Raw genomic sequence first — 22,624 nt, 5'->3', positions numbered from 1 at the left:
TTTTTAACCACGCTTTTACAGAGATTCTAAGAATCGCTTGATTGCCAGACATCCTGCCTCGACTAAGGGTTCGACGCGCTGTGATGGGTGAAACCGCCGTCCGCTACGCTATAGGCTAAGCGGCATGTTTCTTCATCTACACTTACAAGCCGCTCTTGAACGACGTATCCGTTGTCGAAAGTCACCGTTCGCATGCCCGCAGTCTCCCGGCAATCCACCAAGACGCCGGCGAACAAGCTTGCGGCATTTCCGAAGTCCCGAAGCTGGGCCCAAGCTGTATCAAGGCTGCAATCGATTTCAAGTTCACGATGGATAGTTGCCATAGTTTGTCCCCTCCCAATGTTCCGATTCATAGATAATCAAAGTTGATGTCAGACGGTCCATGAGCCTTGTAATTTACGGATGAACACGATTTGCCCGGTATGATAAATGTCGTGAAGAGCAAGATCCGATACCCATTGATAAATCGTGATCCCATCCAATTCCTTCTGCAGTTTTTGATCGTCCATCGTTATAAGCTTTTCGCGAACGCGCGTATGTACATTTTTCAATTTCGCAACCGTTGCCTGCCACTCTTCCTCCGTTATCATCACCAGGATCTAAACGCCAAGGATTGGAAACCTGGATAGCCATTGAGCGATTAGCGGAGAGGGCAGGCGCTGCCCGTCCGGTCGAGTTGGCGGAACTATTGCGCATGTTATGCAATGGCGCCGTTATGCTGTCCTATATACAACAGTCCGACTTTAATCCCGATAATTTTTCCAAAGCGGCTCATACGCTCGTTGATTCTCACTTGTCCGGCTGGGCTGGACGGAATCTTCCGGATCGTTGAGGCGCCGTATTAAGCAGTTCCTTCATAACGTGCGCTATTTTTTGAACCCCAATGCCGATCCGTTCCTCCTCCACCTGCGACACGCTCAAGCGGATGACCGAATCTTGTTCAAGCTCGGGCAAATACATACTTTTGGCATCGGCCACATGCACGTTTTCCTTCTTCAAATGCTCTATAAACGTCTTGGCCTTTAGCGGACTCGGCAGCCGGATTGTCGAATAGAAGCCCGAGAGCGAACCCGAATATACGACGTCGCGCGGCAGCGTCTCTAGATAGGCCTTTTGCAATAAAGCCGCTTTCCTTCTGTAGATCGACCTCATCCGCTCAATATGAGCCTTAAACATCCCGCTCTTCAAATAAATCTCCAGTGCTCCTTGCGTGAGAACCGGCGAATGCAGATCCGAAGCGAACTTGGCATTTAGAAACGAGTTTCGCATGGGCTCCGGAATCACCGCCAGTCCCAATCTTAAGCCGGGCAGCATCACTTTGGAAAAGCTTTTGGTATATATGACTCTTCCTGACGGATCATAAGCGAACATCGGGTCCTGACGCGTGTCGGAGTCCAGATCGCCCAGGTAATCGTCTTCGATGATATAAACGTCGTATTTTTGCGCCAGCTCCACCATTTTCCGTTTTTCCATGTTCGAATAGCTGTAGCCTGTCGGATTATGAAACCTTGACACAGTGTAAAAAAATTTAATATCGTTGCATTTGAACAGATGTTCCAGACGCTCCATGTCGAGTCCATTAGAAGTAATTTCAATCCCGTATGCCGTGGCCTGCTGAAATTTGATCGATTCGACCATACTCATATGCGTGGGCTGTTCGACGCAAATATTCCTCTTGCCGTTGGGAAACGGAAGCGCGATGAATAGATGAAGAGCCTGCTGCGACCCGGATACTACGCATATTCGATCCGGCACCGTAAACACCTGCAGCTCCCGCAGATGACGAGCCAGCTCCTCCCTTAACGAATACAGCCCCTGAATCTCCGAATACGTAAACATCTCCTCTTTATATACTTCAATGGCTTGATTAATACAGTGCTGATAGTCCCGGTAAGGCATTGCCTTCTTATCCGGTCCGGCCGACAGAAAGTCGATGATTCCCGCGTCCGTTGAACCTAAGTAGCCGGAGGGAACCCGCTCCACCACATAGTAGCCGCTCTTGGAGACGGAATAGATGATATGCTTCTTTTCCAATTCGGAATAAGCTTTGATGATCGTATTGACACTGCACTCGAACCGCTTGGCCAGAGACCTGATGGACGGCAGCCTCTTCCCCGGCTTTAACTCGCCGCTATCGATTTGCCGTTCAATATGTTTCATAACCTCGGCATAGATCATTGATGTCCCCCTCCCTCTCTTCCAATCTGTACAGGTACAAACCGTAAAAAACATGATTTACTTGCCGCACCCGTATAACTAGACTAATAATATCAAAACGCTTTTGATATTGGGAAATTGTTCCTCTCGATGGCCATCGAAACCATTCCCGAAAAAAACGAACGCACTAAGGAGGGATTCAGGAGTGTTACAGGTGAAAAAGGCAAGCCGACTATCGATTTTTATCGCTATATTCGCTATGGTTCTTTGCTTATTTGCTTACTCCCCGGGCGCCGATGCCAAGTCGCGCTTTCATCAGCTTGAACTGGAAGATATATTTCATAACACCCAAGGGACAGTGGTCCTCAAGAACCTGAAGACCAATCAAGTATATGAATACAATCCTGAAAGAAGTAAGGAACGGTTTACCCCGGAATCCAGCTATAAAGTGGCGAATGCGCTAATCGGGCTGGAAGTAAAGGCAGTGGCCGACGAATACGAAGTCAAGAGATGGGACGGTATTGTAAGAGAGTTCCCGGGCTGGAACCGGGATCATTCGCTCGCTTCGGCCATGAGGGAGTCGGCGATTTGGTTTTACCAGGCAATGGCTCGCGATATCGGCCAAGAACGGATGCAGGATTACGTAAATCGAATCGGCTACGGTAACCGCGACATATCGGGAGGAATCGATACGTTCTGGCTGGACAGCAGCTTGAAGATCTCTGCCGAAGAACAGGCGGAATTTATAGAAAAGCTGGTTGAGGAGAAGCTCCCTTTTCAGAAAAAAACGATGAAGACGGTCAAGCGGATTATGATCGACAACGAACAGGACGCGTATACGGTTCATGGAAAAACCGGTACTAGACTGTCGGACATGGGGCTTGGCTGGTATGTCGGTTATATTGAAACGGATAAGGATATATGGGTTTTCGCGACGAATGTAGCCGGCAGCGGTTCAACCGCCAAACAATTGACGCTGGATACGCTGAAAAAAATGAAGATCGTGAAAGAGTAACGGGCAAGAAGCCGAACATGCTGCAACAACTTCAGTTTCCCCGGCAAACCGTTGTCAGGAAACAATCCATAGGAGAGGAACTTCAAATGATGAATCCAATATATTCCGCAGCGACAAAGGATATCCGGCCTTTTCGAATCGAGACCTCGCAAGAGGCTTTAGACGATCTCAGTAACCGTCTGGCGCTCACCCGCTGGCCTGACGAGCTCCCCGGAGTGGGCTGGAATTACGGCGTTCCGCTGAATTTCGTGAAAGAAATGACCGAGTACTGGACAGCGTCCTTCGACTGGCGCAAGCAAGAACAACGCCTGAACGAGATCCCGCAATATATGACGACGATTGACGGTGCCAACATTCATTTCTTCCACATCCAATCGCCGGAACCGAATGCGACGCCGCTTCTGCTCATTCACGGTTGGCCGGGCTCCCCGGTCGAGTTCCTGGATCTGATCGGACCGCTGACAGATCCCGCCTCCTATGGCGGAGATGCGGGTGACGCTTTCCATCTGGTCATTCCCTCGATCCCGGGCTTCGGCTTATCCGGGCCGACGAAGGAGGCGGGATGGACGTCCGGCCGCGCGGCTCAAGCCTTCGCCGAGCTGATGAACTGGCTGGGCTATGAGCGATACGGCGTGCAGGGAGGAGATATGGGAGCGATGATAGCGCCCGAGCTTGGTCGCTTCGCGGCTGATCAAGTTATCGGTGTGCACGTGAATGCCGCTACGCTAGGATTCATACCGATGGGCCAGATGGAAGAGGAAGTATTGGGCTCGCTTTCGGATGCCGAAAAAATCCGGTTGGGTCGTCTCGGCCAGTTTATGAAGGAGCGGTTCGGTTTTAATGCGATTCAATCGACGCGACCGCAGACGTTGGCCTACGGACTTCACGACTCGCCGGTCGGTCTGCTCGCTTGGACTTCCGAATTGTTTTATGGCTTCGGAGATGCGGTAGGAGCCGTCGACCGAGACCGGTTTTTAACGAATCTGATGCTGTACTGGCTGAGCGGAACGGCCAATTCCTCGGCCAGAATGTATTATGAAGGAGCGCATGATCCGGCAGCCTGGGCACCTAAAGCCCCATCGAATACGCCTGTCGGCGTTGCGGTATTTCAGTCATCTGATGTCGCGATCCGCCGCTACGCCGAGCAAAGCAACCGTATCGTTCATTGGAGCGAGTTTGACAGAGGCACTCATTTCGCTGCGATCGATGCGCCTGATTTAATGATCGGCGATATCCGCAATTTCTTCCGCGGGTTGAACGTACTTCGGGTTTAGAGATACGATGAAGGGATAAGACGGAATCCCATCTTTATGTAAGCAAAACGGCAGCCGATCAGGATTGATCGGCTGCCTCAGTTGGAGTCGTAAAAAGCATTCGCAACAAGACCCGCGAAGATGAATATCGCCTCACTCTCAAAGCTTTTGTTCACCTGCTCGAGCTGCATCATTTAGTTAGGATAAAACCGTCACGCCCTCTGGAACGATGAGAGTTGTTTCTCCATTTCTCAGCTCAAAACGAATCTCCCCTGCCGGCTATATTAGCGTAATCGCTGCGGTTCATTGCATCCATACACATTTGTTGCACTTAATTACGCTCCATACTTAAGTGTGGCGAAAACGCTCTCCCAGCTTCAAATGGCCCCCATAAATCGTATCAAACCTAACAGGGCGAAGCCGAATAGCACCGTGCCGGCGCCAATGCCCGTAATCGCGCTATTCGCCACTCGGAGCTTAGGAGCTATAATTACGGTAACAATCGAGACGGCAATCATAAGCGCTGCCAGAATCCATAAGCTGGGATCATCGAATACGCTCTTCAAGCTAATAAAGTGAATGCCGACGATAAAAGCGATCCAGGGGGAGATATAAGCTTTGCGCTTCGATCTGCTCAGTACAAAGGCTCCGACCCCGGCCAAAGCAAATTCTGCATAAAACGAGATTAAATAATTCCGGAAGGCGGACGCCTCCGACAAAGCGGATGGCGCTTCCCAGTTCGTCACGCTTAAATAGACACCCGTTAAGCAGACTGCAAGCGCAATACCGGATGCAATCCCGATATATAACCGCCAGTTTGGCCTGGGGCCTTCTTGCGCCCAGCCGAACCAGACAAAACTAAACATGCCAAATACGGATGCATACATGGCGTAATCCCTAATGTATTCCATTAATTCCCTCCTCCGTTTCATTAGTTAGCCGAGCCGCCTTTCTCAATAACCGATTTATCCCATCTCCCTCCATTCTTTACAATAGACGAAACGTCCGGGCAAAGTGTTACGTTAATCTGCCTTTAACGGAACGAGACTGTCGATTATGTCGGCAGCCTCGCCCTTGTTGTTCATTACGCTCTTGTTTCTCCGCTTTCAGAATTCCCCCTCATTTTACCGCAAAACATTGTAATATAATTGAAATATTGCTTTCATCTTGCTTTAATGTAGCTGGGCTATAATAATACATGACCCCCTTTTTAAAATATAAACCTTTGACCCGCGGCCCGTTGCCGACGGGTTTCTTTTTGTATATTTAGGAAGTTTGTAAATATGATCGTTTTCCCCCATGTATTTGAAATCCTCCCCCTATTAGGAAAGAAGCTTTTTGTAATACAGTAAGTTGGGATGTTCCTAGTTTTTATTATTTTTCAAAAAGGAGGAGGGAAATCCCCTGAAAATGTGAAAGCGATTACACTTTTCGTATGCCCTTGCCAAAGGAGGTGCCCGTTTAGAAAGACGATCGATTCATTTCTAGCCGTCATCAAGCGAAAAACATGGTTTATTGAAACCGGAGGTGTATAGATTTGCGATCTGTTATTTATCGCCTGCTATGCTTTGCTTTATTGATTCAACCGTTAGCAGCCGGAGGCCTGCTGCTGCCGAATCCGGCCCCTGCCGCCGCAGCCTCCGTGAACGATATCGAGACGATGCTGGAAAAGGATTTTTCCGTTATTGCCGAAGGTACGTCGGGCGCGCAAATGGGGTTTGATTACGGCTCGCTCCCGGCCGGTGCCGAAGGTACTGCCGTTATCGAGACCGAACCGGCGACAGGACAAAGAGCGCTGCACATGTCCGTCAAAGACGCGGGAAAAACCCCCTTCCTCTTGAGCAAAACTTTCGGCGAGAGCCGAACAGGAACCATTACCGCCGAAATTACGTTTTTGCAGCCTGGCAGCAAAAAGCAAGATCAACTGCTCCAGCTGTACAATTCCGGCATCGGCACCAGCAGCAAGTATCTCGTCATCGGCGGACTTGATCCGAACAAAGGAGCCGTCTATTGGACCGATACCGCTCCTACGGATCTGAAGATTCCTTACCAAGTCGATCAATGGCATACGATGAAGCTTGAAGTAAATACGGTCAATAAAAGGTTCAGCCTTTGGCTTGATGGCGTCCTGATTCGCACACGGGAGAAAGCCAATTTGTTTTCCTCGACGGAAGCCGATGCTTTTAATTTCAAAAAGCTGGTTATTGGGACTCCCGCAGGCGACGGCGAGCTGTATGTCCACAGCGTCAAGGTAACTCACATCCCTCCCAAAAAGCCGGAGCCGCCGCAAATCGCCTACTGGGTTGGACGTAATCAATCCATAGCCGTCTGGATTTATCCCGATACCGCGGCGACGAAATACGCCGTAAAAATTAAAGCAAAGGAAGAAGACCCCTGGTACATCTCCTCTTCTTACACCGGGACTCCACAAAGTATCCCCATTCTGGCGTCTCCTTCGGCTTCCAATGAATGGGATTACGACTTGAACAAAGCGGTCAAAATTACAAACGGCAAGAAATATTATATCGGCATTACTGCGATTACAAGGGACGAGTTTAACAAGGTAGATATTGAAAGCGATATCACCGAATTTGAAGCTACGCCTTATGCCGTCACGCCGGTCCAAACCCCGGACACGAGTATTATCGGAACGATCGAGGCCTACAACAACTATTCCGCACACCGCTGGTCGCTGCAAAGTGGACTGAAGGAAGGCGACGAAGTGTTCGCCGACAGAACCTCTCCTCTCAAAATCGATGCAGCGCCTGCTAAATATCAATCCGTCGACAGAATTAAAATGCACGCGGATACGATGAAGTACAGCGATACCAGCCAAATTGCGACGTTCCCCGTACGCGACAAAGCCAATGTATATGTGGCGATGGATCAAAGGGAGACGCCTCCGGACTGGCTTCAGCCCGAGCAAGGCTGGTCGGATACCGGAGATACGGTGAAGCTTTCGGATACGGCCCTGTCTTATACGTTCAAAATTTACAAGAAAGTGTATGACGCGAACGAAGAGGCCGTCATGGGCTTGAACCGATACGCCGATTATAACAGCGGCAAGAACGCCGGGTACTTCGTCTTCGCCGAACGCATTCCCACCGGGCTAACTATCGATCCGGTAAAGGAGTATACGAATACGGCTCACTATACGATCTCAGGCTCAGTCACCGATAACGTGTACGCAGCCAGCGTATCCTCTTCGGTCTATCAAAGCGTGTACGATGCTGTGGGCAGCGTCACCTTAGCGGTCTATCATAACAAAAGCCTGGTCTATAACAGTCCGCTGTCCGGCAACCGCTATGAGCTGGATCTTACATTGACACCGGGCGAAAATCTGGTCGAAGTCATAGCGTCGCGCAGCCATTCCTCCTTCTCCGATCAAGCGACGGCGCTTATTCATTACGACCGCGACACGCCGGAGCTGCAAATTCCTGCCCCGCCCTCGGTTGTTAGAGAACCCGTCTACAACCTGGAAGGAACCTTAAGCAAAGCCGCTTCCTTGACCGTCAAGCTGAACGGCCGAGTCGTTGCGGACTCCGTCGGGCAGTCCGTTTACGGTCCGTTCGCCTACCCGCTGACCTTGGATGAAGGCAGCAATATCATTGAAGTATCCAGTGTGGATTTGGCAGGCAACGAAGCGTCGGTCAGTTATATGATCCGGTATGAATTTTGGGCCGGGCTGCCGCAGGCGTTCGGCTTAAGCGGAGCCCCCGTTTCCGATAATCGCTTCTCCGACCAAATGCTCGCCCGCAAGCAAATCACGAATACGACAGCAACCGTCAAACATGTGACCTTGTGGTTCGTCCTATACGACGACAATCGTACGATGCTGGACTACTCCAGCTTGGAGACGGAGCTTGCGCCGGGCGAGACCAAGACGCTGCATGCAGGATTCTCGGTTCCCGCTTCCTTCAGCGGCTATGTGAAAGCCTTCGTTTGGGACAGCATGACCGGCATGAAGCCGCTGTCCGATACGCTTAAGCTCAGCGGATCGACGGAGTGACCCCGCAAAGTACCTGAACGGACTTAGGAGCAAGGCCCCGCTTGGGGTTATTTTGGGATTGCATAACTTGAAGGAGGGTTGACCCTATGAAGATTGCCCTGCGGCTAGGGCTTTGCCTAATGATCAGCATGAATCTGACGCCTGCGACTCTCTACGCCGAAGCTGCTTCGGCATCCGCCGCTGCGGCGCAGACGGCGGCGGTAGTGGAGCGTCCCGCCGAGCTGGCGGCCATAGCAGGAAACAACCGAGTTTCCTTATCTTGGAAATCAGTTGTAGGTGCAGATACTTATCAAATTAAACGGAGCACGGTAAACGGAGGACCTTACGCGCTCATCCAAAGCATTCCAAGCTCAACGGAATATACCGATCTGACCGCAGAAAACGGACAGACATACTACTACGTCGTTACAGCAAGCCGCGCCGCTGCGGAAAGTATGATTTCCGATCAAGTCAAAGCGGTGCCTTACGCTCCTCTAGCAGGCGTTCCGGAAGCGCCCCGCGATTTTGCGGCGACGGCGCATTACGGCAGCGTCGATTTGACGTGGACGGCCGTTCCGGGCGCAGCCTTGTACACTGTGAAGAGGGCCGAAGCAAGCGAAGGTCCCTACGTGACAGCTGTTGACGGACTTACGTCCCCTAGCTTCACGGATAACGTAGTGGAAGGAGACTCTTCCTCCATACAAAACGGAAAAACATACTACTATACCGTTGCGGCAGTCAATGAACACGGAGAGAGTCGGCCCGCAGAGGAACTGGCCGTCTCCCCTGCCAAAGTCATTACAGTCGCTCAAGACGGCAGCGGAGATTTTACGAATCTCGCGGATGCGGTTGCCGCCGTCAATGCACAGCAGCAGGACAGCCGAACCGTCTTATATGTAAAGAAAGGAACGTATACCCAAGCCGATTCGGTTCAAATTACGGCGCCTTACGTCAGCCTGGTCGGCGAAGGCTCGGATAATACCAGAATTGTAGGCAACAAGTCCAATGCGGACGCTCCGAATCAAGCGATTCAAAAAGCGACGCTGCTCGTTAGCGGAGATCATTTTACAGCCTCCAACGTGAGCATCGAGAACAACGCCGCGCCGGAAAAGGGACAAGCCGTTGCCTTAGCCGTCCTAGCCGATCAGGCTGTTATGGACAATGTGAAGCTCGTCGGCTATCAGGATACGCTGTATGCGGGCATCCGCAGCGAAAGCCCCCGTCTCGGGCGGCAATATTACCGGAACAGCACGATTATGGGGAGAACCGATTTCATCTACGGTCCCTCGAACGCGGCGGTATTCGATCATGTTGACGCCATCAGCATTAACAGCGGCGACAGCGGCGGCGTAATCACCGCCCCGGCGACGAAGAATGAGACGGATGCAGGGCTCGTTTTCATAAATTCCCGCCTTTTAAAGAACGGTACAACGCAGGGAAAGCATTATCTCGGCAGGCCGTGGCAGGACAACCCGATCATCCGGTTCATTAACACGTACATGGATGATCATATCGATCCAGCGGGCTGGACAACGATGCAGGTCCCTCCTTATTTGTTTGCCGAATATAACAGCACCGGACCGGGAGCAAGCCCCGGCACGCGCGTCATGGGAACGCAGATGACTGCGGAGGAAGCAAGCGAGCTGACGATTCCGCGGATATTCGACGGCTGGGACCCGACCCGCTCCCTTATCGTTCCGGAGATGTTTCCCGAACTTAGGGCGCAGGTGGCGCCTTCCTTGCCGGACGGATTAAACGGCTCGTATACGAAGCCCGTGATGATCTATTTGGAGCAAAATGAGGAGCTGCCGGAAGCGGACCGGGTGCAGTACCGGATTAACGGAGGAGACTGGACCGCATACGCGGCGGAATTCGAAGTCGCGTCGCCCGGGGAAAATCGGATTGAATTCCGCTATGTGGACAAATCCGGCAATGCAAGCGCCGTCCAGTCGATCGCCGTTACGATCGATCCTTCGGCGGAAGCCCGCGTTCCCGCCTTCCCGGGAGCCGAAGGAGCCGCTATGTACGCCAAGGGAGGCCGCGGCGGCGATGTCTACGAGGTAACGACGCTGGAAGATTACGACACCGCAATCGGAGAGGCTCCGATTCCCGGTTCCTTGCGCGATGCCGTGAGCCGCGGAAACCGCATCGTCGTTTTCCGTACGTCCGGAACGATCCATCTCAAGCGCGAGCTCGACATTACTTCAGGCAATTTGACGATTGCGGGGCAAACCGCTCCCGGAGACGGTATTGCCGTAAGCGGCTATATGGTCAAATTCGGCAATAACGATGTCGGCACCGATCTGATTATCCGGTATATCCGGTTTAGAGACGGCATCAATGTGCTCAGCGACGCCGCGGACATTACCGGCAACAATATTATCGTCGATCATTGCTCCTTCAGCTGGAGCTCGGACGAAACGTTCACCATCAAAAACCGCAAAAACTTCACCGTACAATGGAGCATTATCAGCGACAGCCTCAACCTGTCGATTCACGGCAAAGGAGCGCACGGTTACGGCGGCATTTGGGGCGGCACGAATGCGACCTACCATCATAACCTGCTGGCGAACCATAACAGCCGGAATCCGCGATTCGACCGGCAGACCGATCCGGATAATTATCCTACTACAATCGATTACCGAAACAACGTCGTGTACAACTGGGGAGGCAACTCCGCCTACGGCGGCGAGCAGGCGATCGGCATCAACATGATCAACAACTACTACAAGCCGGGGCCAAGCACGTTCGACGGCGTGAAGAACCGGATTGTCGCTCCTTCCGGGGAAGCCAACAGCGGTTCCTGGTATATCGACGGCAACTATATGGAAGGGGCGCCCGATGTTTCTCAAGATAACTGGGTGACCGGCAGCGACGGGAAGTGGAAGGCGATCAAGCCGGACGGCCCGCTTGTCCGTAAATATAAGCCGTTTCTGATTCCTAACGAAATGGACCCGATTGGCGGTCCCGTTGCTACGGATACCGCGCAGGACGCCTACGCCAAAGTGCTTGAATCCGCGGGAGCATCGCTGCCCAAACGAGATTCGCTGGACGCTAAGGTAATCCAAGATGTGAAGGACGGGACGGGACGAATCATCAATACCATTCAAAGCGACGGCGGATTGCCTGAACTGAATTCGGCTCCCGCTCCTGCGGATAGCGACCACGACGGAATGCCGGATGATTGGGAGCTGCAGCAGGGACTCAATCCGAACGATAGCTCCGACGGCGCGTTGACGGCGAGTAACGGCTATACGAATCTTGAAAATTACATCAATTCGCTGGTTGTGCCCGTCACCCCCAATCCTGAAGTAAAAACGACGGGAATCCAAATGCACCAAGCGTATACCGCCGGACAACCGATTGTCATCCAAGCCGATGCGCGAGCGGAGAGCGGCATTGCCAAGGTCGTATTCTATACCGGCGATCAGGAGATCGGTCAGGACAATACCGCTCCGTACGCTCTGGAATGGAAGGACGCCCCGCTCGGCGAGCATTACATTTATTCCAAAGCGATCGACAATACCGGCCGGATGACGCTATCCTCCGTTACGATCATTTACGTCGACGGAGCAGGCGATATCGCCCCGTGGGCCCAGCAGGATATCGGACAGGTCGCCATACCGGGGAGCGCCAGTCTGGAAGAGCCGACCTTCACGGTTAAAGGCTCGGGAGCGATCAGCGGCCGCTCCGATTCGTTCCATTACGTGTACCAGCCGGTACAGGGAAATTTCGAGATGATGGCCTATGTCAATTTTAATTCGGAAATCGACGATCCGGCCAAAGCCGGGCTGATGGTTCGCGACAGTTTGGCGCCGAACGCTCCGGGAGCCGCTATCATGCTTACGCCGGACGTCAGCGACCATGCCGAATCGGGGCGGATGGGGCTGTTCATGAGCCGCACCGCCGAAGGCCAAAGCTACGTCTCCAAGTCGGCCACTTCGAGCATCTTGAAGGCTCCGTTCTGGCTTAAGCTTACGCGAACGGACAATACGATCGCCGGTTATGTTTCGACCGATCAGATCAACTGGGGCTTGGTTGACTCCAGCACGCTGACCTTCCCGGCCACCGTCTATGTCGGCATGGCGGTCGACGCCCCCAAGGCGACGAGCAATTCCAACTATTTGACCTCGGCAACGTTCACCGGGGTTCAATTGAACCGATCGGCCCAGTTTACTTTGCAGAACCCGGCGGAGGAAACCGCCGACATTCCCGAATATACCGTCGCGGGCACGGTTATTGACGGCGCAAGCGTCAGTATTGCTCGAAACGGAGAAACTGTCGTCAGCTCCGATCATTATGACGCTGGGGCGCAATTCTCTTACGACCTTGCCTTGAAAGAAGGAGTTAACACCATTACCGTATCGGTCCTGGGAGACGAGCCCGGCAGCGTCGTCTCCGCCAAAACGATTCAGGTCACTTACAACAAGTCGGCCGTCGTATTTAAGCCGGAAACGGAACTGCCCGGACAAGTGTCCAATCAGGAACTCACTTTCACCGTGAACGTGAATAGAGATGCGACGGCCTCCGTCCGGCTGAACGGCAGCGTGATTATGCAGAATGTCGCCGCGCATGCCGGAACCCCGCTGCTGATTTCCCTGATGCTCCAGGAAGGAATCAACGAGATCGTCCTATCGGGAACGGATGAATACGGCAACTCCGGCTCGAATACGTTCCGCGTGAAATACAACAAAGATTGGGGAGCGGGCAAGTTTACGATTCAAAGGCTGACGTTAACCGACCTTAACGGGAATCTGACGTACAGCTTGAGCGGGTTGCGCGATATCGTCGCAGAAGTGCAAATATCCAGCAACTCCGGGGTTGAACAGGGCGGTACGATAGTCATAGCTGTCCTGGATTCGCAAAATCGTATGGTGCGTTACGCCTTATTGCAGCAAACCGTGCCGGCAGGGGCAAGCGTTCAAGCCAAAGCCGTAGTAAGCCTGCCTGAAAAGACGGATACCGGATATAACCTGCAGGCCTTTGTATGGGACGATCCCGCAGCGCGGCAGATCGTGTCCAATGTCATTACCGTGCCTTAACCCGGGCTGCCATTCGTGCTCCAATCGATACTTTCACCGATATTGAAATAGAAAGCTCCCCCATCCGGTTCACGCGATGGGGGAGCTCTTTTATTTGGCCGAACCGCTATTTCCGGTCCGGGTGCTGGCGGAGTTCACTACCGAACGAATATCCGCAGCCAGCTTCCCCGTATCCGGCTCCGGCAAGCTATCGCTGTCGGCCGGCAGCTTCGCCTTCTGCTTAAGCTTGACAATGCGGGCCGCGCTCGCGTCGATCGCTTCCTTGGAGAGAGTCCCGTCCTCCGCGGCCTTCTTGAGCGCGTCCAATACCGCTTGCTGCTGCGCCGGATCATGGCCGACCAGAACGATGTCCGCCCCCGCTTGCACCGCTTTCACTGCAGCCGTACCGATAGGCATCGTCTTCGTGATCGCCTCCATCGTCAGATCGTCGGTAATCACGACGCCTTGGAAGCCGAGCTCCCCGCGCAAATAATCTTGAATAATTACGCGGGATAACGACGAGGGCACATCCGGATCGAGCTTGGTGACAAGCAGATGGGCTACCATCACCGCGTCAGCCCCTTGACGGATCGCTTCGGCGAAAGGAACGAACTCCAGGCTGCGCAGCCGGTTTATATCGTGGTTCACGACGGGAAGATCTTTATGGGAATCGACCGACGTATCGCCATGCCCCGGAAAATGCTTCACGACGGAAATGACGCCTTGCCCCTGCAGCCCTTTCATTTCCTGAATGCCCATTGTGCTGACCGTATCGGCCGAATTGCCAAAGGAACGATCGCCGATCACCGGATTATTCGGATTGCTGTTTACATCGAGCACGGGGGCGAAGTCGACGTTCAAGCCGTACGCTTTCAGCGCCTTGCCCAGCATGCCGCCTATGCGGAAGGCATAGTCCGGGTCCTCCGTCTTCCCAACTGCCAGACTGGTCGGGAAAGCAGGCAGCTCCTTGGGCAGCCGCGCTACCCTTCCGCCCTCCTGATCCGCACTAAGCAGCAGCGGCAGCTTTCCTCCCGCCGCGTTCGCCTGCCTCATATCGCTGATCAAGCTCCAGGCTTGATGAGTATCCTTAATATTATCGCTATAAAAAATAAATCCGCCTACATGGTCATCCGTAATATGCTTGCGAGTTTGCGCGTCGAGCGCGGTGCCTTGCACGCCGAACAGCATCATCTGGCCCAGCTTCTCCTCCGTAGTCATCCGGTCCGTAACGGCGTGTACAGGGTCCGGTGTCGGCGTCGGCGCAGGGGAAGGACTCGGCGTTGTAACCGCCTCCGGCGTCGGCGCCGCTTCCTGACGGCTCGGCGCGGAGCATCCCCCCGCCGTTATCACAGCGCAAACGATCACCGAACCAAGCGCTGCACGCATCCATTTTGAGGTCATTTCATCACCAGCTCCTTCCTCCATGTTCATCTTATCTAGTTTGACTTGAACGATGCCAATTTATCCCTTATTCGGCGCGAAAATCTCACCCGGGGACGGGCGGCCAATTTAAAGCTAAAATCACTTGCCGGAAGGAAAATCATCCCGCCGGCGAGAATAGTACATGGAATAACGCTACCTAATTATGAGAGAGGATGAATTCAACCATGCTATTGCAAAAAAAAGACCGGCTGGTCATGATCGGCGATTCCATCACCGATTGCGGCCGCAAAAAACCCGAAGGCGAAGGGCGTAACGACGCTCTTGGCAGCGGTTACGTCGCCTTGGTCGACGCATTTCTGCAGTCGGTATATCCGCAGCTCGGCATCCGCGTCACCAATATGGGCATCAGCGGCAATACCGTGCGCAACCTGAAGGAAAGATGGCAAACCGACGTGGTCGACTTGAAGCCGGATTGGCTGTCGATCATGATCGGCATCAACGACGTATGGCGTCAGTACGATCTGCCGCAAATCGGCGAGAAACACGTTTACATAGATGAATACGAGCAGACGCTCCGCGAGCTGGTAGAGCGCACCAAGCCTTCGCTGAAAGGTCTTATCCTGCTCACTCCTTACTATATTGAGCCGAACGAAGCGGACGGCATGCGCGCGGCGATGGATCAATACGGTGCCGTTGTCAAGAAGATCGCCGAGGAAACCGGCGCGATTTTCATCGACACGCAAAAAGCGTTCGAGCCGGTGTTAAAGCATATTTATCCGGCTACTCTGGCCTGGGATCGCGTCCATCCGAATATGACCGGGCATATGACCTTGGCAAGAGCCTTCCTTAACGCCATCGGTTTTTCCTGGAACGGAGACAACTAAGCAGCATACGGTTCCGATCAGGACGATGGACGATTGGCTTATGCCAGCCTCTTCCAAGGAATGAACCTCGGGCCGCCGCTATACAGCGCCGGCCTTTTTTCTCGTTTCATCCCGAAAGACAAGCTCCGTATCCGTTTCGGAAGCCGCGCCGCGGCAGCCCTCCGCAAACAAGCGGACTAAACGCCGATGACCGTCAATTCCTTGGGATAAGAAGTAAGCACGCGAACTCCATCCTGTGTGACGAGCACATTGTCCTCGATCCGTACGCCGCCAAGTCCCGTAATATAGATGCCCGGTTCGGCCGTAAACACCATGCCTTCCCGCAGCACATCCGGATTGTTGCCGTGGATCGACGGATACTCGTGAATTTCCAGACCGAAGCCGTGCCCGGCGCGGGTAATGAAATATTCCCCGTAGCCATGCGCTTCAATGACGCTGCGCGCGGCCCGGTCGAGGCTGCCGAACGTAACGCCCGGCCGTACGGCCTGAATCATGTGCTCGTTAGCTTTCAGCACAATATCGTAAATTTCTCTGCAGCGCTCTCCGACATCCCCTACCGCGAACGTTCGCGTCAAATCCGAAGCATAGCCGTCTACGAAGACGCCGGCGTCGATCAGCAGCAGCTGTCCTTCCTTCACCGGGTCGGTCCCCGGAGCGCCGTGCGGCAGTCCCGTCTTCTCTCCCGTCAGCACCATCGTATCGAAGGACGGCCCTTGCGCTCCCAAGCGCTTCATCCGGTATTCCAGCTCCGCTACAAGCTCGATTTCCGTAACTCCCGGCTTCACGAGCGCGACCGTCTCCTTGACCGCTTCCTCAATACAACCGATCGCCCGCTCGATCGCGGCGATTTCCGGCTCGCTCTTCAGCACGCGGAAGCCCGCAATGGCGTCGTCGAGCTCCACCGCCTGCCGCGCGCCCGTCGCTTCCATCAGCCCGCGATAGCGTCTGACATTCAGATGCTCCGCTTGAATCCCGATCCGGTTCATCGTCTTGCCGGATGCATGACGCCGCAGCACTTCATAGGGGTTATCCGTATCCTCGTGAGAGATGATGCGCTGAACGCTCGAAGCCCGCGCCGCCTTCTCGTAATCAAGGATCGGAACCATCAGAAACGGCTCCTCTCCGCTAGGACAGACAAGGGCCATAAACCGCTCGTGCGGGTCGGTGTAAAATCCTGTAAAATAGTAAACCAGCTTGGGCAGCGTTATGAAAATAACATCAAGCGATTCCTCTTGCATAAGTGTATACAGCTTCCCGATGCGTTCCTTCATCAAATCGATCCCTGCCTTTGCCCGTAATTTTCGTTGGGATAGTTCTCCAATTAAATTGTACCATAAACAACGCCCGGGTCTCATCCGGGCGCGACCGTTAACGAGTGCGTCCCTCCGTCGCATCGCCCTCGTGCGGCCCCCGTTTTCCTCCGGGGCTCGTCATGCCGAAGGCGAACGCTCCCGCTTATACAGGCGGTCTCCGCAAGCCTCGTTCTGGTTCATCGAGCTTTCAGAAGTATGACGTTTAACGTTAAAAGCTTTGCATGGCAAAAGGACCGTCCGGTCGTGAAGACCGGACGATCCTTATATTCAGCATAAGCCGGGCCGTTACAGCCGCCTCCGAGGGCAAGCCAGCGTACGGAAGCTGCCGGTCCGCCGGTCCCGCCCGCTTACGGCAATACAGAAGGAGCTTACCGGCTGTTATAGCCCGGCCCACACATCCTTTACATACCGGCCCTCGGTCTGCAGACCGTCCAGCCAGCTTGCCGCGGTTTCCTCCGCCGCGCCGTGAACTTCGCGGTACGCTTCGCGCAATGCCGCTTCGACCCCCGGCGCCATCCGGCTGCCGTCTCCGCATACGTACAATATGGCGCCCCGGTCGAGCAAGCCGACGATTTCGGCGCCGTCCCGCTTCAGCATATCCTGCACATAAGTTTTCGCATGCCCTTCCATGCGGGAGAACGCGGTATGCAGCTTCACCAGCCCGTCGCGTTCATATTGCTCCAGCTCCTCGCGGTACAAGTAATCCTGCTCCGGATGGCGGCAGCCGAAGTAGAGACGCGCCTCTCCGAGAGTATGTCCCTCCTGCCGCAGCGCCCTCCGCGCTTGCAGGAAACCGCGGAACGGCGCCACGCCGGTGCCCGGTCCGACCATAACGATCGGCGTTTCCGTCTGCTGCGGCAGCTGGAAGCCCGATTCCGGGGTGCGGACGAACAGCACGACGGCGTCTTGCTCGCGGCGGCCTGCCAAGTAATTCGACGCTACGCCGCGATATTCGCCTCTTCCGCTCTTGGCCGGGCCTCGCACGACGCCGACGGTAATGCTGGCCGTATCCGCGCCGGCCTTGGGCGAGCTGGAAATCGAGTAGTACCGCGGCTTCAGCGGCGGCAAAAGCTCGATGAACCGCTCGAACGGCAGCTCGCATGCCGGATACTGCTCCAGCAGCTCGAGCATCGTCAGCCGCTTGCCGAGCACCTCTTCCTTATAGGCGTCCTCCTGAAGGAGTGCCTCCAGTTCTTTCTTATGCGGGGGGCAGACCGTGAAGGCGGCCAGCTCCCGCAGCTGCGCCCGGGTGGCCGCTTCCTGCAGCTCCACGCTGTGGCCGAGCAAATCTTGCACGCTGATCGGCCGGTCGAGCGGCAGATGGGCGGCGCTGCGCCCGCTCGCGCTGATAATGATATGATCGCTGGCATGCAGCCCGAATCGGCGCAGGACGCGATCGACGAGCTCCGGAGCATTCTCCGGAATGACGCCGAGATGATCCCCTTCCTGATAGGCAACGCCTTCCGGAAGCCGAATCTCCAGATGGCGCGTGCTGCGTCCGCTGCCCGGCTGCTGCAGCTCGCGGTTTGCGACGACCGTCGCCAGCTGCGCCTCGTAGCTGTCGGCGAGCGGCGTGCCGACAAGGCCGCTGACGAACTGCACGCTGAGCGTGCTGCGCTCCTGCTTCTGCGCCTGCCCGCCGATTTTCAAGCCGAACGCTTGAAGCACATCCGGCCACAGAAGGTCGCCCCATTCCTCGATTTGCTTCTCGAAATCGCCGCTGGCGTCCGCTTCCCCGCGTACGGCCAGCCTAGTTGCGCCCTTGGCGGCGAGCTGCTCGTCGATCAGCCGCGGCACCTGCTGGTAGGTACCGGCCCAGTTATGGTCGCCGCAGCCGAATACCGCATAGCGAACGCCTTCCAGCTCGCCGGGTTCCACGCCTTCGAGCCATTGCACGAATTCGCGCGCATTGCTCGGCGGCTTGCCGTTGTAGGAGGCCGATATGATGAAGACGGCCCCTTCCTTCGGCAGCTTGCCGACACGGTCGTTCAGCGGCGCGACCTCGCTTACGAAGCCTTGGTAACGGGCGGTGTCGGCCAGCTCTCTGGCGATGCCTTCGGCCGTGCCGAGGTTGGAGCCGTAGAGCACCAGAAGCGGCGTATGATGCGCTTCAACTTGAGCAGACGCAGTCTCTACCGCTTGCTGCTTGCTTCCCGCGGCGGGCTCTGCCCCGGGCGCCGCGAAGGCAAATCCGGCATGCGCGCCGCGAGAGCGGACGCGCATCGTGAAATCGTCCGGCTTCAAGGTCAGCGTTTCTTTAACCTTCAGCTGATAGTTGGTATGATCGATGATTTCAAAATGCTTCAGCACCATGCCGAGCACGAGCGTCGCCTCCTGCAGGGCGAATTGCTGCCCGATGCAGGCGCGCTGGCCGTTGCCGAACGGTTTGTACGCGTGATACGGAATTTGACTCGGGTCCTCGAACCGTTCCGGTACAAACTCCTCGACATTGTCCCCCCATACATCCGTATCGCGGTGAAGCTTCGGTATAAGGACGTTGACGCTGTCGCCTTTTTTCAGCGGGTATTTGCCCGCCAGCATCGTGTCCTCCTTCGCATAGAGGGAGAACGCCGGAGCGGTTGGCCACAGGCGCAGCGCTTCGTTCAATATCATCCGGATATACTTCAGCTCGCGCACCTGCGTATAGCTCGGAATCGGGTCCGTCAGCACCCGGTCCACCTCTTCGTAGGCTTTGCTCAGCTTCTCCGGATTTTTCAGCAAATAATAAATCGCGAAGGACAGCAGTCCGCTTGTCGTTTCGTGCCCGGCGATCAGGAAGGTGATGATCTGGTAACGGATATTTTCGTCATCCAGCGCTTCGCCCGTATCCGGGTCTTTGCCGCTCAGCATATGGGCCAGCAAATCCTCGCCGCCCTGCAATCCGTGCGCCTTGCGCTCGGCAATCATTTTGTCCACCAGTGAGAACATCGCCTGAATATCGTGCTTATACTGCCGCTTCGTAATGACCATCAGCTTATCCTGCAGCCCGAGCCGCTGCAGCTGGTTCATCGCCTCGTTCAGCGCGCGCACCATGCTGGTGATAAACGGATGCGGCTGGTCGCGGTAAAAGCTGTTAAAGCGGTAATTAAATCCGCATAAACCGATCGTATCGAGCGTCAGCCGGGTCATGTCCTCCGGTACGTTGACGCTTTCGTCGGGATTCAGCCGCCCCCACTTCTGAATCAGCTGCAGCGCCAGATCGACCATCATGTTATGGTAACCCTGCATCGCGCGCTGGCTGAAGCTCGGCAGCAAAATGTTATGCGCCTTTCGCCAGTTCGGCTCCTCCGTTTCGCTGGTGAACAGACCGTCTCCGGCAAAAGCGCGCACCTTTCTAAGAGGCGCCCACACTCTTTTATCGAAACGCGATTCGTCGCAAGCATCCTCCACCAGCTCATAGCTCGAAATGAAAATTTCCGATCTGCCCGGCAAATCCATACGAAAAATAGGGCCGTACTCATTAGAAAGTTTGACCATCGACTGCACGGGCTCCTCCAAATTGAGCTGAGGCAGATTGCCCAGCGGGCCGAAGGTTTTGGGCTGCGGGATATGAACAGATGATGACATGGTGCTTCATCCTTTCCTGTAATAGTCGGTTTCATTCCGTTATACTTCCAATATCCTGTTAGTTTTCCTAAAGAAATGATTACTATGCAGCTTTCACCACAGGAATGAATATTCATTCCGTTCGGGATAAAAAGACGGGCAGAGCGCATTCTCGTTCCAAATCCGCTAAAACCGTCTTTATTAAAAGGCGCGGGCCCAATTACGGATGATGAATCCGTACCGCATCCCAGCAGCTTTCTTCAATCTGCGCGAGCAGCTCGGGCGTTTCCGCCAGCTTGCCGGCCCGGATCAGCGTGAATATTTTCGTAAAGGCGCCGAACACAATTCCGATCAGCGCGTCCGCAGGCAGCGGGCGAATCCAACCCTGCTCCTTGCCGCCGTCGGCATAGGAGTGAAGAAAATCGAGCAGCTGCTGGAATCGGTCGCGGCTGAGATCGTCCAAATAACGGGCATTGCTGTGAGTCTCGATGAAGTACAGCTCGTGAATATGCTCCTTGGCAAAGCCGACCATGCCGTAAAATATATGCCGGAACTGCTCGCGGATCGTTCCCGAAGACGGGTAGCCGCGCATTACCGATTCGTGCAGCCGCGCGACGCCTTCTTGGAACAGCACGTTAACCAGCACTTCTTTGCTCTCGAAATAGCGGTAGATCGTCCCCGCTCCGACTTCCGCCTTATCGGCGATCATCGGCACGGTCGTTCCGTCGTACCCCCGTTCGGCGAATAAGACGAGCGCCGCCTCGGTGATCTTATCCCGCTTGCTTATCGTCGCTTCCAAGTGATATTTCTCCCTCCTTGTTAAAGTATGGTAAATTTATACTTGGTCTGCGGTCAATGGACAGTGGCCTACGGCCCGCAGGTTAAAAAAGGATGTGCGGAATGAATGTTCATTCATAACGTCATTGTACATGAAACGTCCTCCTCTTGCAAATGCGGCCAAGTGCGCAAGCGGCCGCCCACCTTCTCCAAACGATCCGAATCGAGGATCTTTTCTTAAAGGAAAGCGTCTTGCCGATCGGCAGCCGGGCGGCTCCGTTAGGAGTACAAGCGCATGATCCTCCCGGCGCAGCTCCGAAGTTTTTCTCGCAGCTCGGACGGTTCGATAACCTCCGCATCCACGCCTAAGGCGAGCATCCGGTCGGCGGCCGTCTCCACGTTCTCGAAGGCCAGTACCCATCGCTGCCAGCCCGGGCGAACGGGGAGCTGCGCGGCGGCGGAGACGCTGTCCTGCGGCACCGCCCTGACATCCCTTACTTTGGCCAGAAGCCGACGCGCCCGGTCTTCCGGGAAGTCGGCGACGACGGAATAACGGAATTGTCCGGCTTCCCAATCCGCAACCCACTGCGGCCAAAATACGGACAGCTTAAAGCCGTCCGGGCGAACGAATCCCTCCTCCGTCCGTTCGAAAGAGCGGATTCCGGAGAGCCGCAGCGCGGTAATGCGCCCGTTCAGGCCCGCAACGATAAACCAGACGCCTGCCTTGGCGACAAGCCCGTACGGGTCGATCATCGCTGCGACGGCTTCGCCGGACCGGTTGACGTAAAGCATCCGGACCCGCTTCTCTTCCCATACCGCCTGCTGGGCGGCCGTAAGGAAAGCCTCGTCCTCCGGGTGGGAGCGCCATGATTCCGTATCGAGAAAGATCCGGTTTTGAATCCACTCCGCATCCAGACGGCTTTCGCTCGGCAGCGCATTAAGCAGCTTCAGCAGAGCGGTCTGCAGCGCAGGGCCGATCCCCAGCTGCCGAAGCGGCTCCCCCGCCAAATGGACGAATAGCGCATGAATTTCCGGCGTGGTCAAGCCGTCGAGCCGTGTCCGGTACTCCTTGGGCAGCGAAATGCCCCCTCCGGCGCCGGAGTCCGTATAGACCGGAACTCCGGCTGCGCTGAGCGCCTCGATATCGCGGTATATGGTGCGCTCCGACACTTCGAGCCGCCGCGCCAGCTCCTTAGCCGTCATCCTGCCTTCCAGCTGCAAATGCATAATAAGCGAAATAAGCCGATCTGCCCGCATAATGCCTCCTATGCCCGTCTCCAATTTCAT

The 22,624-nt window shown here is 54.9% G+C and carries 14 protein-coding genes; 5 read left to right on the top strand and 9 right to left on the bottom strand.

All coding sequences use genetic code 11. The features are described from left to right. Positions 1-62 precede the first annotated feature (62 nt). The 3 genes from N0M98_RS18505 to N0M98_RS18495 all read right to left on the bottom strand — a co-directional run bounded on the left by N0M98_RS18505 (position 63) and on the right by N0M98_RS18495 (position 2,178). Complete coding sequence (locus tag N0M98_RS18505; RefSeq protein ID WP_249865470.1) at positions 63-323, bottom strand: SRPBCC family protein; 261 nt, start codon at positions 321-323, stop codon at positions 63-65. Between the two features lie 48 nt (positions 324-371). Further along, positions 372-593: a DinB family protein gene (locus tag N0M98_RS18500; protein WP_249865471.1), complete on the bottom strand. Its 222-nt coding sequence runs from the start codon at positions 591-593 to the stop codon at positions 372-374. 196 nt (positions 594-789) lie between these two features. Then, entirely contained in the window at positions 790-2,178 is a 1,389-nt protein-coding gene (locus N0M98_RS18495; protein WP_259618788.1) for an aminotransferase-like domain-containing protein, read from the bottom strand. A gap of 184 nt (positions 2,179-2,362) precedes the next feature. Here N0M98_RS18495 and blaOXA point away from each other — a divergent pair, with 184 nt between their 5' ends. Both blaOXA and N0M98_RS18485 read left to right on the top strand, forming a co-directional pair. Further along, positions 2,363-3,172: a class D beta-lactamase gene (blaOXA, locus tag N0M98_RS18490; protein ID WP_259618787.1), complete on the top strand. Its 810-nt coding sequence runs from the start codon at positions 2,363-2,365 to the stop codon at positions 3,170-3,172. An 86-nt stretch (positions 3,173-3,258) separates the two neighbouring features. Beyond that, a complete protein-coding gene (locus N0M98_RS18485; RefSeq protein WP_259618786.1) occupies positions 3,259-4,446 on the top strand; it encodes an epoxide hydrolase family protein in 1,188 nt (395 codons plus the stop codon). Between the two features lie 356 nt (positions 4,447-4,802). Here N0M98_RS18485 and N0M98_RS18480 read toward each other — a convergent pair whose 3' ends face one another. After that, on the bottom strand, positions 4,803-5,336 hold the full coding sequence (locus N0M98_RS18480) for a hypothetical protein (protein ID WP_259618785.1): 534 nt from the start codon (positions 5,334-5,336) through the stop codon (positions 4,803-4,805). 626 nt (positions 5,337-5,962) lie between these two features. Here N0M98_RS18480 and N0M98_RS18475 point away from each other — a divergent pair. Next, a complete protein-coding gene (locus tag N0M98_RS18475) occupies positions 5,963-8,434 on the top strand; it encodes a hypothetical protein (protein ID WP_259618784.1) in 2,472 nt (823 codons plus the stop codon). Positions 8,435-8,520: 86 nt separating this feature from the next. After that, on the top strand, positions 8,521-13,455 hold the full coding sequence (locus N0M98_RS18470; RefSeq protein ID WP_259618783.1) for a pectinesterase family protein: 4,935 nt from the start codon (positions 8,521-8,523) through the stop codon (positions 13,453-13,455). Between the two features lie 90 nt (positions 13,456-13,545). Here N0M98_RS18470 and nagZ read toward each other — a convergent pair whose 3' ends face one another. Next, the gene (gene nagZ, locus N0M98_RS18465) at positions 13,546-14,835 is read right to left on the bottom strand and encodes a beta-N-acetylhexosaminidase (RefSeq protein WP_259618782.1); all 1,290 of its coding nucleotides are present in this window, start codon (positions 14,833-14,835) and stop codon (positions 13,546-13,548) included. Positions 14,836-15,041: 206 nt separating this feature from the next. On the opposite strand from nagZ, the gene N0M98_RS18460 reads away from it, so the two are divergent. Then, a complete protein-coding gene (locus N0M98_RS18460; RefSeq protein ID WP_259618781.1) occupies positions 15,042-15,701 on the top strand; it encodes an SGNH/GDSL hydrolase family protein in 660 nt (219 codons plus the stop codon). 176 nt (positions 15,702-15,877) lie between these two features. Here N0M98_RS18460 and N0M98_RS18455 read toward each other — a convergent pair whose 3' ends face one another. The 4 genes from N0M98_RS18455 to N0M98_RS18440 all read right to left on the bottom strand — a co-directional run bounded on the left by N0M98_RS18455 (position 15,878) and on the right by N0M98_RS18440 (position 22,594). Beyond that, positions 15,878-16,972 (bottom strand): M24 family metallopeptidase, encoded by a 1,095-nt coding sequence (locus N0M98_RS18455; protein ID WP_259618795.1) that lies wholly within the window; start codon positions 16,970-16,972, stop codon positions 15,878-15,880. A gap of 420 nt (positions 16,973-17,392) precedes the next feature. Further along, positions 17,393-20,581, bottom strand: coding sequence for a bifunctional cytochrome P450/NADPH--P450 reductase (locus N0M98_RS18450; protein ID WP_259618780.1), 3,189 nt, complete (start codon positions 20,579-20,581; stop codon positions 17,393-17,395). A gap of 199 nt (positions 20,582-20,780) precedes the next feature. Continuing rightward, complete coding sequence (locus N0M98_RS18445) at positions 20,781-21,359, bottom strand: TetR/AcrR family transcriptional regulator (protein ID WP_259618779.1); 579 nt, start codon at positions 21,357-21,359, stop codon at positions 20,781-20,783. Between the two features lie 257 nt (positions 21,360-21,616). Continuing rightward, positions 21,617-22,594 carry a helix-turn-helix transcriptional regulator gene (locus N0M98_RS18440; RefSeq protein ID WP_259618778.1) on the bottom strand — a complete coding sequence of 326 codons (978 nt, stop codon included), beginning with the start codon at positions 22,592-22,594 and terminating at the stop codon, positions 21,617-21,619. Positions 22,595-22,624 lie beyond the last annotated feature (30 nt).

Source organism: Paenibacillus doosanensis, from assembly GCF_025060755.1.
Lineage (GTDB): Bacteria > Bacillota > Bacilli > Paenibacillales > NBRC-103111 > Paenibacillus_S > Paenibacillus_S doosanensis.
This window is presented reverse-complemented; position numbering and strand designations above follow the sequence as displayed.

Bases quoted from the DNA above. Each gene is read 5' to 3' on its own strand.
- N0M98_RS18505 (WP_249865470.1), bottom strand. From the start codon at position 323: ATGGCAACTATCCATCGTGAACTTGAAATCGATTGCAGCCTTGATACA.
- N0M98_RS18495 (WP_259618788.1), bottom strand. From the start codon at position 2,178: ATGATCTATGCCGAGGTTATGAAACATATTGAACGGCAAATCGATAGC.
- N0M98_RS18485 (WP_259618786.1), top strand. From the start codon at position 3,259: ATGATGAATCCAATATATTCCGCAGCGACAAAGGATATCCGGCCTTTT.
- N0M98_RS18480 (WP_259618785.1), bottom strand. From the start codon at position 5,336: ATGGAATACATTAGGGATTACGCCATGTATGCATCCGTATTTGGCATG.
- N0M98_RS18470 (WP_259618783.1), top strand. From the start codon at position 8,521: ATGAAGATTGCCCTGCGGCTAGGGCTTTGCCTAATGATCAGCATGAAT.
- nagZ (WP_259618782.1), bottom strand. From the start codon at position 14,835: ATGACCTCAAAATGGATGCGTGCAGCGCTTGGTTCGGTGATCGTTTGC.
- N0M98_RS18460 (WP_259618781.1), top strand. From the start codon at position 15,042: ATGCTATTGCAAAAAAAAGACCGGCTGGTCATGATCGGCGATTCCATC.
- N0M98_RS18455 (WP_259618795.1), bottom strand. From the start codon at position 16,972: ATGAAGGAACGCATCGGGAAGCTGTATACACTTATGCAAGAGGAATCG.
- N0M98_RS18450 (WP_259618780.1), bottom strand. From the start codon at position 20,581: ATGTCATCATCTGTTCATATCCCGCAGCCCAAAACCTTCGGCCCGCTG.
- N0M98_RS18440 (WP_259618778.1), bottom strand. From the start codon at position 22,594: ATGCGGGCAGATCGGCTTATTTCGCTTATTATGCATTTGCAGCTGGAA.